This window comes from Nocardiopsis chromatogenes YIM 90109, assembly GCF_000341185.1.
Lineage (GTDB): Bacteria > Actinomycetota > Actinomycetes > Streptosporangiales > Streptosporangiaceae > Nocardiopsis_A > Nocardiopsis_A chromatogenes.
Genome location: NZ_ANBH01000024.1, coordinates 35,703 through 48,356, shown reverse-complemented (window position 1 = coordinate 48,356; position 12,654 = coordinate 35,703). Strand labels below are relative to the sequence as shown.

The 12,654-nt window shown below is 72.7% G+C and carries 14 protein-coding genes; 9 read left to right on the top strand and 5 right to left on the bottom strand.

What is annotated here, in order from left to right; translation table 11 throughout:
- On the bottom strand, nt 1–2,356 hold a 2,356-nt coding region (locus tag D476_RS0102240), incomplete at its 3' end, for a bifunctional [glutamine synthetase] adenylyltransferase/[glutamine synthetase]-adenylyl-L-tyrosine phosphorylase (protein ID WP_026123149.1).
- Between the two features lie 205 nt (nt 2,357–2,561).
- On the opposite strand from D476_RS0102240, the gene D476_RS0102235 reads away from it, so the two are divergent.
- From D476_RS0102235 to D476_RS37840, 8 genes are all read left to right on the top strand, one after another.
- Nucleotides 2,562–2,885 carry a DMT family transporter gene (locus D476_RS0102235; RefSeq protein WP_017622357.1) on the top strand — a complete coding sequence of 108 codons (324 nt, stop codon included), beginning with the start codon at nt 2,562–2,564 and terminating at the stop codon, nt 2,883–2,885.
- The gene (locus tag D476_RS0102230; RefSeq protein WP_017622356.1) at nt 2,882–3,487 is read left to right on the top strand and encodes a TetR/AcrR family transcriptional regulator; all 606 of its coding nucleotides are present in this window, start codon (nt 2,882–2,884) and stop codon (nt 3,485–3,487) included. The genes D476_RS0102235 and D476_RS0102230 overlap by 4 nt, the downstream gene beginning before the upstream one ends.
- Before the next feature lie 796 nt (nt 3,488–4,283).
- Nucleotides 4,284–4,874: a hypothetical protein gene (locus D476_RS0102225; RefSeq protein ID WP_017622355.1), complete on the top strand. Its 591-nt coding sequence runs from the start codon at nt 4,284–4,286 to the stop codon at nt 4,872–4,874.
- A gap of 40 nt (nt 4,875–4,914) precedes the next feature.
- On the top strand, nt 4,915–5,571 hold the full coding sequence (locus D476_RS0102220) for an SCO family protein (RefSeq protein WP_017622354.1): 657 nt from the start codon (nt 4,915–4,917) through the stop codon (nt 5,569–5,571).
- Nucleotides 5,568–6,203 (top strand): copper chaperone PCu(A)C, encoded by a 636-nt coding sequence (locus tag D476_RS0102215; RefSeq protein WP_239648569.1) that lies wholly within the window; start codon nt 5,568–5,570, stop codon nt 6,201–6,203. Before D476_RS0102220 ends, D476_RS0102215 begins: the two co-directional genes overlap by 4 nt.
- 284 nt (nt 6,204–6,487) lie before the next feature.
- Nucleotides 6,488–6,763: a DUF6247 family protein gene (locus D476_RS0102210; RefSeq protein WP_017622352.1), complete on the top strand. Its 276-nt coding sequence runs from the start codon at nt 6,488–6,490 to the stop codon at nt 6,761–6,763.
- Complete coding sequence (locus D476_RS0102205) at nt 6,760–7,008, top strand: hypothetical protein (protein ID WP_017622351.1); 249 nt, start codon at nt 6,760–6,762, stop codon at nt 7,006–7,008. The genes D476_RS0102210 and D476_RS0102205 overlap by 4 nt, the downstream gene beginning before the upstream one ends.
- A 47-nt stretch (nt 7,009–7,055) precedes the next feature.
- On the top strand, nt 7,056–7,541 hold the full coding sequence (locus D476_RS37840) for a hypothetical protein (protein ID WP_017622350.1): 486 nt from the start codon (nt 7,056–7,058) through the stop codon (nt 7,539–7,541).
- A 69-nt stretch (nt 7,542–7,610) separates the two neighbouring features.
- On the opposite strand, the gene glnA is transcribed toward D476_RS37840, so the two are convergent.
- Nucleotides 7,611–9,035: a type I glutamate--ammonia ligase gene (gene glnA, locus D476_RS0102195; RefSeq protein ID WP_017622349.1), complete on the bottom strand. Its 1,425-nt coding sequence runs from the start codon at nt 9,033–9,035 to the stop codon at nt 7,611–7,613.
- Nucleotides 9,036–9,311: 276 nt separating this feature from the next.
- On the opposite strand from glnA, the gene D476_RS0102190 reads away from it, so the two are divergent.
- Nucleotides 9,312–9,746, top strand: a complete 435-nt coding sequence (locus D476_RS0102190; RefSeq protein ID WP_017622348.1) for an RDD family protein — start codon at nt 9,312–9,314, stop codon at nt 9,744–9,746.
- A gap of 140 nt (nt 9,747–9,886) precedes the next feature.
- On the opposite strand, the gene D476_RS0102185 is transcribed toward D476_RS0102190, so the two are convergent.
- The 3 genes from D476_RS0102185 to lipB form a co-directional block, all read right to left on the bottom strand.
- Entirely contained in the window at nt 9,887–10,624 is a 738-nt protein-coding gene (locus D476_RS0102185) for a DUF4191 domain-containing protein (RefSeq protein ID WP_026123146.1), read from the bottom strand.
- A 170-nt stretch (nt 10,625–10,794) separates the two neighbouring features.
- Nucleotides 10,795–11,739, bottom strand: a complete 945-nt coding sequence (gene lipA, locus D476_RS0102180) for a lipoyl synthase (RefSeq protein WP_017622346.1) — start codon at nt 11,737–11,739, stop codon at nt 10,795–10,797.
- Between the two features lie 58 nt (nt 11,740–11,797).
- Nucleotides 11,798–12,526, bottom strand: a complete 729-nt coding sequence (gene lipB / locus D476_RS0102175) for a lipoyl(octanoyl) transferase LipB (protein ID WP_017622345.1) — start codon at nt 12,524–12,526, stop codon at nt 11,798–11,800.
- Nucleotides 12,527–12,654 lie beyond the last annotated feature (128 nt).

Genomic DNA, 12,654 nt, shown 5'->3' with positions numbered 1-12,654 from the left:
CCAAGACCCGCCGCATCTCCCGGACCAGCGCCTCGGCGTACCTCCGCGCCTCCTCCGGGTCGGCGCCCTCGACCGGCTCGTACACGAACACCACGTCGGCGTCGCTGGCGTAGGTCAGCTCGCGGCCGCCGAAGCGCCCCATGCCGATCACCGCCATGCGGGCGGGGGCCGGGGCGCCGCCGTCCGGCCCCCCGCCGCCCTGTCCGGCCCTGCCCGCGTGCTCCGCGGCGGCCGTCCGTTCGGCGGCGCGCAGCGCCGCGTCCACGGTCACCCGGGAGATCGCGCTCACCGACCGGCCCACCTCGCCGATGTCGGCCACCCCCAGCAGGTCGGCGGCGGCGGTGCGGAACAGCTCCCGGCGGCGCAGCGCCCGCACCGCCGCCACCGCCGTCTCCCCGTCGTCGTGGCGGCGCAGCGCCGCCTCGGCCTCGGTCGCCAGCTGGGCGGTGGGGCGCCGGGCCAGCTCCTCGTCCCCGGCCAGCATCGCCACCGCCTCGGGGGCGCGCAGCAGCAGGTCGGTGGCGTACCGGCTGGTGCCCAGCACCCGGGCCATGCGCTCGGCCACCCGCACGTCGTCGCGGAGCAGCCGCAGGTACCACGGGGTCGCCCCGAGCGCGTCGCTGACCTGGCGGAACCCCAGCAGCCCGGCGTCGGGCCGGGGCGCGTCGGAGAACCAGCCCAGCATCACCGGCAGCAGCGTGCGCTGGATGGACGCCCGGCGCGACACCCCCGAGGTGAGCGCCTGCAGGTGCCGCAGCGCGCCCTTCGGGTCGGCGAACCCGAGCGCGCCCAGGCGCTCGCCCGCCTGTTCGGGGGTGAGCCGCGATTCGTCCCCGGGCAGGCGGGCGACCGCGTTGAGCAGCGGCCGGTAGAACAGCTTCTCGTGCAGCCGCCGCACGTCACCGGCGACCCGCTTCCAGGCCGCGGTGAGGTCGGAGACCGGGTTGGCGGCGTGCCCCAGGGTGCGGCCCAGGCGGCGCAGCGCCTCCTGCCCGGAGGCGGAGGAGGCGTCCGGCAGCAGGTGGGTGCGGCGCAGCTTGTGCAGCTGCAGCAGGTGCTCCACCCGGCGCAGGAACCGGTAGGAGGAGGCCAGCCCCGCGGCGTCGGAGCGGCCGACGTAGCCCCCGGACGACAGCGCCTCAAGGGCCTGCAGGGTGTTCCCCGAGCGCAGGGCGGCGTCGGCGCGCCCGTGCACCAGTTGCAGCAGCTGCACGCTGAACTCGATGTCGCGCAGGCCGCCGGGGCCCAGCTTGAGTTCGCGGGCCGCCTCGGCGGCGGGGATGTGCGCCACCACCCGGCGGCGCATCGCCTGCACGTCCTCCACGAACCCGGGGCGGTCGGCGGCGCGCCAGACCATGGGGCCGATCGCGGCGGCGTAGTCGTCGCCGAGCCCGGCGTCGCCCGCCACGGGGCGGGCCTTGAGCAGGGCCTGGAACTCCCAGGTCTTGGCCCAGCGCTCGTAGTAGGCGATGTGGCCGGACAGCGGGCGCACCAGCGGGCCGTTCTTGCCCTCGGGGCGCAGGGCGGCGTCGACCTCCCAGAGCGTGCCCTCCCCGTCGGTCTCGGCGGGGATCGCCATCATCCGGGAGGCCAGTCGGGTGGCGGCCTGCATCGCGTCGTGCTCGTCGGCCCCGTCGGCGGGCTCGGCGACGAAGACCACGTCCACGTCGCTGACGTAGTTCAGCTCCCGGCCGCCGCACTTGCCCATGCCGATCACGGCCAGGCGGCACCGGGCGGCGTCCTCAGGGGACTCGCCGCGGGCCACGGCCAGGGCGGCGTCGAGTACGGCGGCGGCCAGGTCGGCCAGCTCGGCGCCGACGTCGGGCAGGTCGGCGGTGCCGGTCAGGTCGCGCCCGGCCAGGCGCAGGACCCGCCGGTGGTAGGCGGCGCGCAGCGCGCGGGAGGGGGCGCCGCCCGCGGCGTCCGGGTCGGCGGCGGGCGCGGGGGAGGTGGGGTCGGCGCCGACGGTGTGCAGGAAGCCGTCGCGCAGCTCGGCGGCGGAGGGGGTGCGGGCGGCGTCGGGGCCGCGCAGCTCGCGCCAGTCGCCGGGGTGGCGCACCAGGTGGTCGGTGAGGGCGTCGCTGGCGCCGAGCACGGCGGTCAGGCGGGCGCGCAGGTCGGCGTCGGAGGCCAGGGCCTCCAGCAGCTCGCCGGGGTCGTCGGCCTGCTCGGCGATGCGCACCAGCCCGGTGAGGGCCTGGTCGGGGTCGGCGGCGGCGCCCAGGGCCGCGGTGAGGTCGCGGTGGTCGGCCGGGTCGATGCCGGCCTCCCGGAGCAGGCGGAGCGCCCGCTCGCCGTCGCCGAAGCCGAGCCGGGCCAGGGCGCCGGCCGTGGTCGTGGGGGTCCCCTCGCGCATGGTCACGGGTCAACGTTAGCCCGCAGGTCCGGGGGCGGGGGAGAGCGGGTGGGCGGGTCCGCGGCACGGGGCGGGCGTGGCGCGCATCACCCGAAAGCAGCGGAACAGGCCTTGTTGAACTATCGTTCAAGGAATTAAGTTGAACCATAGTTCAAAAATATCGCCGGGCGTTTGGGCCCCGGCGGCGACGGAAGGGGGAGGGCCCATGCCCTGGCTGCTGCTCATCGGGGCGATCCTCGCCGAGGTCACCGCGACCGTCTCGCTACGCTTCTCCGAGGGGTTCACCCGCCTGGTCCCGTCGGTGATCACCGCCATCGGGTACGGGACCGCGTTCTTCCTGCTGGCCCAGACCCTCAAGCTGGGCATGCCGGTGGGGGTGGCCTACGCCATCTGGGCGGCGGTGGGCGTGTCCCTGGTGGCGGTCATCGGGGCGCTGTTCCTGGGCGAGACGCTCACCTGGGTGCAGGTCGCCGGTGTCCTGCTGATCATCGGCGGCGTATTGGCGATCGAGACGGGGGGAGCGCATTGACCTCGCAGGACGGGTCCGGCGCACGGCCGGGGGGCCCAGAGGACGACGGCGCGAAGGAGGACGGCCGACGCGCGCGCGGCGAGCGGCGGCGGTCCGCGATCATCGACGCGACGCTGCGGGTGATCGAGCGCGACGGCACGGCGGGCGTCACCCACCGGGCGGTGGCCGCCGAGGCGGGGATCCCGGCCAGCTCGGCGGTGTACTACTTCGCGACCATCGACGACCTGCTGGTGGCGGCCCTCACCGAGGCGGCCGACGCGTACGTGTGCCGGGTGCGCGAGGCGACCGAGCACGGCGGAGGGACGCTGGACACCCTCGCCGAGGCCATCATCGGCGGCGGCTCGCCGGAGCAGCGCGGGCGCTGCCTGGCCGAGTACGAACTCACCCTCCTCGCGGTGCGCAGGCCGTCGCTGCGTGCGCAGGCCCGCCGGTGGATGGACCTGGTGGCCGAGGTGGCGCGGCGGCACACCGACGACCCGGTGGCGGTGCGCACGGCGGTGGCCGCCGCCGACGGGCTGTGCCTGGAGGCCCTGCTCGACGACCGCGACGTGGACCCGGATGAGGCACGCGCGGTCCTCGCCCACGCGCTGGGCCTGGAATGACCCGGGGGCGGAAGCGGTGGCGGCCCCCATCGTCCCTGCCGCTCTCCGGCCCGGGACGGAGAGGGAGAGCGGCGGACGGTGTCCGTTGCAGCGGCGTCACCTTCGGCGGCCGCGACAGCCGTCGGCGGACGGCCGACGAGAGCACGGCCACGGGATTTCCGTCCGCCGGTGCCCCTGCACCGGCGCCCTGCCCGACGGCGGGCCGCCTTCGGCCGCCCATCGACGAGCGGGGCGCCGGTCATGCCCCCGAGAGGGGGGGACGGGCCCGCCTCGACGCTACTGCCGCCCTGCCGACCTGGTCTGACGGAGACCCCACGGACGTGACCGAGCGGGTGAGTCCGCCAACCGGAGCCGGGCGGAGGCGGGGCGGCGTCCTTTGCGTCGGGCGGTGCCGGTCCTGCGGTGGATGCCCACGGGTCCGCAGGCACAGGCGCGGGTGTTCGGTGTATCCAGCGTTCACCAGGCGGAGGTGTTCCGCCCGTTCGTGTTCGAGGGGGCGGCGGCCCCTGGAGCGGTGGTCGTCGCGGATCTCGAAGGGGGCCATGGCACGCATGCGGTCAGGGGTGGTGCAACGACCGATCCACGCCAGGGCACCGGCACGGCGGTCGGCCGCCGGGAGTGGCGAAGACGACACGGCGATCCGTCCCCCTCCCCGCGGTGCCCGGGCGACCGGCGCGGGGCGCGCGACCGCCGTGTGCGCGGGGATGAGCGCTCCGCCCTCCCGTGACCGGCCCCGGTGCGTCGACCCCGCCCCGGTTCATGGGTCCGCCGGACCGCTGGGATGATGAGTCCCGCCATGTCAGACGCCTCGTACGGACTCCGACTCGCCCTGCTCAGGGCGGCGCTCTTCGCCGCCGTGTGCACGGGCGTCGCGCTGTTCGGCCACACCGCGGCGGGCGCGCCCGCGCCGCTGCCCGGCGTCGTGGCGGGTTATTGGGCGCTGGTGGCCCTGGCCGCGTTCCCGTTCGCGCGGGGGCGGCGGTCGATCGCCTCGCTCGCGCCCGGACTGTTCGGGGCCCAGCTCCTGCTGCACATGGGGTTCTCCGCCGCGACCTCGCCGCTGCCCGGCGCAGGGCCCCTGTCCGTGGAGCACCTGTGCGGCAGCGCGGCCGTGCACGCGGACTTCGGGATGCTGGCCGCCCACATCTGGGCGGCACTGGTCACCGGGTGGTGGCTGAGCTCGGGAGAAGAGGCGCTGTGGGCGGTCCTGCGCCTGCTGCGGGCCCGGCTCCCGGTCCGGGGGAAGGCCGGGGCGCTGCCGCCGCCCGCGCCGTCGCTCCCTGTGGAGCCGCCCCGCGCCTTCCTCACGACCCGCTTCCTGCGGCACACCCTCGCCGGCCGGGCCCCGCCGCCGCGGGCCCCGCGCCCGTGCGCGACAGCGGCCTGACCCTCGGACGTCTCCCGGGGCGGCCGCCGTCCGGCGCGGCGTGCGCGGACCACGCGACCCCCGGAACGCGACGAACCTGAGGAAGACGCGAGNGAGGGCGCCCGCCGGTGCGGCGGCCGCGACGGCCCTGCTGGCCGGATGCGGCGGCCAGGCGGCCACCGGCAGCGGGGACTCCCCCTACAACGGCAGCGAGATCGCGGGCGCGTTCACGCTGCCCTCCACCGAGTTCACCGACAACAAGGGCGAGCCCTACGACCTCAAGGAGGACTCGGCCGGGAAGTACACGGCGGTGTTCATCGGGTTCACCAACTGCCCGGACATCTGCCCGACCACCATGGCGGACCTGTCCCAGGCGGTGGGGATGCTGGACGAGTCCGAGCGCGAGGAGTTCCAGACCGTGTTCATCACGGCGGACCCGGAGCGGGACGACCCCGAGCTGCTCGACATGTGGCTGAGCAGCTTCGACCCCTCGTTCGTGGGGCTCACCACGGACCTGGAGAAGACCGACGCGACCGCCGACGAGCTGGGCATCTCGGTGTCCCGGCCCGAGGACCGCTCCGGGGACTACCAGGTCGACCACGGCGGCCAGACACTGCTGTTCGACCCGGAGGGGAACTCGCAGATCATGTGGTCCTACGGCACCGGCTCGGAGCAGATCGCCGAGGACCTGGAGACCGTCATCGGGGAGGACGCATGATGGCGGGACGACGGCGCACGATGGCGCCGCGGCACACCACGGCGGCGCGGCACACGATGGCGGCGCGGCGCGCCATGACGAGACGGCGCACGATGGTGGGCGGCCGTGCCCTCACGGTGTCGTGGGCCGCCGGTGCCTTCGCCCTGGCGGCGATCGCGGGCTGCGCGGCGCAGGAGCCGCAGATCGAGACGTCGGACGCCACGGTCCGGGTCCCGCTGACGCCGGACGTGACGTCGGCGTACGTGACCATCGAGAACACCGGTGGCGCCGACGACACCCTGATCGGGGCGGACACCGCGGTCGCCGACGAGGTCCAGATGCACGAGAGCGTGCAGAAGGACGACGGCACCACGGGCATGGAGGAGCGCGACGAGATCCCGGTCAAGGCGGGGGAGACCGTCTCCTTCGAGCCGGGGAAGCTGCACCTGATGCTGATGGACCCGGACCCCTTGGAGGCGGGCGAGACGGTGGCCCTGCAACTCCGCTTCGAGAAGTCCGGCACCGTCGAGGTGGAGGCAGAGGTGGAGGACGTCATGGGCGACAACGCCGAGAGCGGCGGCGACATGGAGTCGATGGACGACATGGACCATGGCGACATGGATGACATGGACCACGGCGACATGGACCACTGACCTGCCCCGCACTGAAGAGGGCCGGACCCGCACCAGGGTCCGGCCCTTCGCGGTACACGGGGCCGCTGCCCTTCCCCGGGCATCGGGGCCGCCCGGTCGCTTGTCTCCCCCCACCCCGACGTGCGCGGTGGTGCCGGGCGGGTGGCCCGTGGCCGCATGTCGGAGCGGCTCTCGGAGCGCTCGCGGTGGCCGCCGCCATCGGGAGGATCCACCGGCGCTCGGGGAGGCGGCGCCCAGCCGGTCGCTCCGTGGCACACTGGAACGACCGACGGAAAGGAGCGCCCGTGGCCACCCGTCCGTTGAACGACCCGGCGCAGATCATGGAGATGCTGCCCGAGCGCGACCAGGCCTGGTTCCTCCGGGAATACAGGGAGGCCGCCCATATCGCCGCGGACGACCCTCACCGTTTCGACCAGCTCCAAGAGATGCTCCGAACATGGCACCTTCGCGCTCTCGCACGCAACGGCGACGGGTACGAGGAGAGCCGCGAACAGGCGCGCACCGGTGATGGGGACTTCACCAGCCTCGACGAGATCATCGCTCGTCGGCAGGCGATGTGAGCTATCGAGTCGAGTTCACCGCGAAGGGGGATGCCGAGACCCTCGGACTCCCGTCGCGGGCCTTCACCGCGTTGGTCGACACACTCGGCGCCGTGGGGCGTGACCCCTGGAGCGCCGGGTGGAGCGATGATCCCGCCGATCCCGTATGGCGGTGGGCCCCCTTCGGGGAGGACGGTGCGGTCCTCTTCTACGTCGACACGTCCCACACGGTCGTACGTGTCCACACCGTCACCTGGACCGGCTGACCGGCGGTCGTACAGGGACGGCACTCGGCGGCTCGAAGGAGGCGGACATGACGGGCTCGTATGACGTCACCGTGGACCGGGTCGTCTCCCTGGAGGACGTCCGGCGGCTCTGCTCGGACCTTCTCGGGGTTCCCGTCTGGCTGGGCGGGGAGCTCGCGGGTGTTCAGGTGCTGCCCGTCGACTATGGCCACTTCGATTACGCGGCGGAACCCCGGATCTCCTCCACCTGGTTCTCCTGCGGGTCCACGCGGGCGCCCCTCGCCGAGTGGGAGTTCGCCTCCCGGGCCTCCCGGGCCCTGTCCGCGCGCTGCTGGGTGGGTGACGACACCATCGTCCCCTCCCGCATGCTCCTCGCCGAACCGGACGGGACGGTGCTCCCCGTCCACGCCGGGGACATCGACGGCGACGGCCTCTCCGTCTGGGGATTCCGCCTCGTCAGGTATTGCGGCCGGGACGATGAATGGTGTGGGAACAGCGCCGACTGCGGGGGCTCGGACTTCCCGCCGGATTGGCGGTACAGACCGGACACATGAAAGGGGCCGCCGACCACGTGCACGGTCGGCGGCCCCTGCGGCGGATCCGGTCCGCCTACGGCACCCGGATCAGATGTCGTAGTACAGCTCGAACTCGCGCGGGTGGGGGCGCAGGCGCAGGGAGTCGATCTCCTCGGTGCGCTTGAAGTCGATGTAGGTCTCGACCAGGTCCGGGGTGAAGACCCCGCCCTCCAGCAGGAACTCGTGGTCGGCCTCCAGGGCGTCCAGGGCGGACTCCAGGGACGCCGGGACCGTCTCGACCGCCGCGGCCTCGGCCGGGGGCAGCTCGTAGAGGTCCTTGTCCATCGGCTCCGGCGGCTCGATCTTGTTCTTGATGCCGTCCAGGCCCGCCATCAGCATCGCCGAGAAGGCCAGGTACGGGTTGGCCGACGGGTCCGGCACCCGGAACTCCAGGCGCTTGGCCTTCGGGTTCGGGCCGGTCAGCGGGATGCGGATGCACGCCGAGCGGTTGCGCTGGGAGTAGACCAGGTTGATCGGGGCCTCGTAGCCCGGCACCAGGCGGTGGTAGGAGTTCACCGTCGGGTTGGTGAAGGCCAGCAGCGCGTTGGCGTGCTTGAGCAGGCCGCCGATGTAGTAGCGGGCCGTGTCCGAGAGCTGGGCGTAGCCCGACTCGTCGAAGAACAGCGGCGCGCCGTCCTTCCACAGGCTCTGGTGGCAGTGCATGCCCGACCCGTTGTCGCCGAAGAGCGGCTTGGGCATGAAGGTCACGGTCTTGCCCGCGGCGTTGGCCGTGTTCTTCACGATGTACTTGTACAGCTGCACGCGGTCGGCCTGCTGGAGCAGGGTGCCGAACTTGATGCCGATCTCGGCCTGGCCCGCGGTGCCCACCTCGTGGTGCTGCAGCTCGACGTCGAGGCCGGCGTCGATCAGGTTGCGCACCATGCGCGAGCGCAGGTCGCTGTAGTGGTCGACCGGCTCGACCGGGAAGTAGCCGCCCTTGTAGCGCGGGCGGTAGCCGAGGTTGCCGCCGTTCTGCGCGGTGCCGGTGTTCCAGGCGCCCTCGATGGAGTCGATCTGGTAGTAGCCGGTGTTCGCGCGCGTCTCGAAGCGGACGTCGTCGAAGATGTAGAACTCGGCCTCGGGCCCGAAGAAGGCGGTGTCGGCGATGCCGCTGCTCTTCAGGTAGGACTCGGCCTTGCGGGCGACGTTGCGGGGGTCGCGGCTGTAGGACTCCAGCGTCAGCGGGTCGTGGACGAAGAACGTCATGTTCAGCGTCTTGAACTCGCGGAACGGGTCCAGCACGGCGGTGCTCAGGTCGGGCAGCAGCAGCATGTCCGACTCGTGGATCGCCTGGAATCCGCGGATCGAGGACCCGTCGAACATCTGGCCCTTGGTGAACGTGTCCTCGTCGACGTTCTCCGTGGGGATCGTGACGTGGTTCACGCCACCGAACAGGTCGGTGAACCGGACGTCGAGGAACTCGACGCCCTCGTTCCTGATGAACGCGAGGGCCTCATCGGCGCTGCTGAACAAGACATACCTCCGAGCAGATGTGGGAGGGGGCGGCGGTGGCGCGGGCCTCGGCCCGGTGTCATCCGCTCTCCGCGACCCCCTCCTCGGCCACGGTGACGACGCTAGGAGGGCGGCGTTTCTCGGCCATGTCTCGTATGTTTCCTGCGCGTTACGGGGTGCGGCGTTTCCCCTGTCCAGCGGGGCGTATCCGGCGTCACACCGGGAAACGGTGTTTCCGGGCGCCCCCGCGAGAGTGTCCGGAATCACGTACCCTGCGGCGCCGATACCGTTGGTCCCATGGAGAGAAACGGTGAGGCGGGCCCTGAGGAGGCCGCATTCCGCTACCGGGGCAACCGGCTGGGGATGCCCGAGGAAGGCCCGGGCTCGGTGCCCGGCGTGGGCCGCAGGCTCGTGGCGCTGACGCTCGACTGGGTGCTGAGCCTGGCGATCGCCTACGGCCTCCTCGGCGCGGATCCGCGGGAGGGCTCGTCCACCGCCCTGCTGGTGTTCGCGGTGATGACGGCGCTGTTGCTGGTGCTGTTCGGCACGACCCTCGGCAAGCGCATCGCCGGTATCGGCATCGCGTCGACCGGCGAGCGCGGCATCCCCTGGCCCCTGGCGGTCGTCCTCCGCACCGTCCTGCTGTGCCTGGTCATCCCCGCCGTCGTCCACGACCGCGACCAGCGGGGCCTGCACGACCGCGCCGCGGGGACCGTCTCCAAGCGCCTGTAGCCTCCGTGTCCCGATGATCCCGACGGCCGTGCGCCGCGGACCGCCGGGGGAGGGGGCGGACGAACGAAGGAGCCGCCCGGCCCCGAGGGGGCCGGGCGGCTCCTTGCCGTCGTATCGCTGGCGAAGCGCCCGTCGTCACCTCAGCGCGTCTGGGGCTTGGGGCCCTTCGGCATCTTCACGCCCTTGGGCATCGGGCCCTTGGGCATCTGCACCGCCGACGGCAGCGCCTTGAGCCGGTACCGCAGCTCGGCCACCTTCGCCTTGTCCAGGTTGCGCGGCAGCTTCATCATGTGCTTCTGCAGGTCGGAGATGGGCACCTGGCCCTCGCCGTTGCCGACCATCACGTCATAGATCGGCATCTCGTAGGCCACGCGCGACACGCGCTTCTTCTCCGCGGCCACGATCTTGCGCAGCCGCGACGGGTCCCCCTCGCCGACCAGGACGACGCCCGGGCGGCCGACGACGCGGTGCACCACGTCCATCTGCCGCGTGGCCGCCACCCCCGGCTCGGTCGACCAGTCGCCGCGCATGTTGTCCAGCACCGCCATGCCCGCGCCGAGCTGCCCGTCGAGCATCTTGTACTGGATCTTCTGCGCCGACCGGGTGAAGAAGATGAACCCGGCCAGGAAGGCGATCGGGATGCCCAGGCTCAGCCAGTAGAGCCAGCCCCCGCCGGTGACCAGGCCGCCGACGACCGACAGCGCCACCAGGCCCAGGAAGATCCCGACCGCGATCGGGATCGACTTGGGGCTCTGCTTGTGCACGACCTTCGCGACCATGCCGAGCTGCTTGAACCGGCCCGGCCGCTTCTGCTCCTCTGAGCCGCCCTTGCCTGCGGCCGCCTGGGAGGTGTTGGTGTCCTTGGGCTTCTTCGCCATGCCCTCCAGGATATGGCCCATGGGGNGGCGGGGGGCCGCCGTTTCAGCTTGATTACTTTGCAATGTTCGTTTTGTCCGGATCGCCTGCGGGGCCTTCCCAGGTGGGCGGTGTGCGGCGCCCGAGGGGCGGCGCGGGGCGGTGCGGACGGGGCGGTGCGCGGCGACGCGGCTCAGGCCTGGGCCTTCGCCTCGGCCTCGCGCTTCTCGATCGCCTGCTTGTACAGCCGCCCGGCCCGGTAGGACGAGCGCACCAGCGGCCCCGACATCACGCCCGCGAAGCCGATCTCCTCGGCCTCGGCCGCCAGCTCCACGAACTCCTCCGGCTTGACCCACCGGTCGATCGGGTGGTGCAGCTTGGAGGGCCGCAGGTACTGGGTGATGGTCAGCAGGTCGCACCCGGCCCCGTGCAGGTCGCGCATGGCCTCGCTGATCTCGTGCCGCTCCTCGCCCATGCCCAGGATCAGGTTGGACTTGGTCACCAGCCCGGCGTCGCGCGCCTTGGTGATGACCTCCAGCGACCGCTCGTAGCGGAACCCGGGGCGGATCCGCTTGAACACCCGCGGCACCGTCTCGACGTTGTGCGCCAGCACCTCGGGGCGGGAGCCGAAGACCTCGCCGAGCTGCTCGTCGTCGGAGTTGAAGTCGGGGATCAGCAGCTCGACGCCGGTGTCCGGGTTGAGCTCGTGGATCTTGCGGACCGTCTCGGCGTAGAGCCAGGCGCCGCCGTCCTCCAGGTCGTCGCGGGCCACACCGGTGACCGTCGCGTAGCGCAGCTCCATGGTGCGCACCGAGTTGGCGACCTTGGTCGGCTCCATCCGGTCCAGCGCCGTGGGCTTGCCGGTGGCGATCTGGCAGAAGTCGCACCGGCGGGTGCACTGGTCACCGCCGATGAGGAAGGTCGCCTCGCGGTCCTCCCAGCACTCGTAGATGTTGGGGCACCCGGCCTCCTGGCAGACCGTGTGCAGGCCCTCGCGCTTCACCAGCGAGTGCAGCTCGCTGTACTCGGGCCCCATCTTCGCCTTGATCTTGATCCACGGCGGCTTCTTCTCGATGGGCGTCTCGCTGTTGCGGGCCTCGATCCGCAGCAGCTTGCGGCCCTCGGGAGCGATGGTCAACGCGGACCCTTCCTTTCCTCGTCCCTCGTGGGGAGGTCGTCGTCGTGCTCGGGCGCCGTCAGGCGCCCGCCGGCTCGGCCGGGGCCTGGGCCCCCGGCAGGTCCGGCGGCACGCCGTCGCTGTGGCTGTAGGACTCGGCGCCGAGCACCTCGGCCAGGTGCGCCTCCACGCGCGGCAGGACCTCGGCGACGGTCACGCCGCGCCCCACCTCGCGCGAGATGCTGGTGACGTCCCCTTCGTCGGCGGGGATGCCGCACGGGACGATCCTCTGGAACCACGAGAGATCATTGTCGCAGTTGAGGGCGAAACCGTGCATGCCGACCCCGCGCGAGATCCGGCACCCGATGGCCCCGATCTTGCGCTCGATCAGCCCGCGGGAGGGGTCGGCGTCCAGCCACACCCCGGTCTTGCCCTCGATGCGCCGACCGGTCAGGCCGTACTCGGCCAGCGTGCGGATGATCGCCTCTTCGAGCAGGCGCACATAGGCGACCACGTCGATCGGGTCGGCCAGGCGCACCATCGGGTAGACGGTGAGCTGTCCGGGGCCGTGCCAGGTGATCTTGCCGCCGCGGTCGATGTCGAAGACGGGGGTTCCGGGCCAGGTCTGCTCCCTGTCCCAGGTGCTGGTGCGCTTCCCGGCCGTGTAGACGGGCTCGTGCTGGAGCATGAGCACCGTGTCGGGGATGAGGTCGGCGACGCGGCTCTGGTGGAGCCGCTTCTGGAGGTCCCAGCCCTCCTGATAGGGGACCGGGTCATCGCCGAGCCGGGCGAAGACGAGCTCACTCATACATCCCACCTTATGCCCTCGGAAGGGCTCCGGAGGAAGGCGCCCCGGCCCTCCGCGACGCCCTGTCCCTGCGGGAATAAGGTGCCCCGGGGCGGTGTTCGACCGCCGCCCCGGGGGCCGCCGCCCGG

Excerpts from the sequence above, each read along its gene's own strand:
- D476_RS0102235 (WP_017622357.1), top strand. The coding sequence starts at position 2,562 with ATGCCCTGGCTGCTGCTCATCGGGGCGATCCTCGCCGAGGTCACCGCG.
- D476_RS0102225 (WP_017622355.1), top strand. The coding sequence starts at position 4,284 with ATGTCAGACGCCTCGTACGGACTCCGACTCGCCCTGCTCAGGGCGGCG.
- D476_RS0102215 (WP_239648569.1), top strand. The coding sequence starts at position 5,568 with ATGATGGCGGGACGACGGCGCACGATGGCGCCGCGGCACACCACGGCG.
- D476_RS37840 (WP_017622350.1), top strand. The coding sequence starts at position 7,056 with ATGACGGGCTCGTATGACGTCACCGTGGACCGGGTCGTCTCCCTGGAG.
- D476_RS0102190 (WP_017622348.1), top strand. The coding sequence starts at position 9,312 with ATGGAGAGAAACGGTGAGGCGGGCCCTGAGGAGGCCGCATTCCGCTAC.
- D476_RS0102185 (WP_026123146.1), bottom strand. The coding sequence starts at position 10,624 with ATGGCGAAGAAGCCCAAGGACACCAACACCTCCCAGGCGGCCGCAGGC.
- lipB (WP_017622345.1), bottom strand. The coding sequence starts at position 12,526 with ATGAGTGAGCTCGTCTTCGCCCGGCTCGGCGATGACCCGGTCCCCTAT.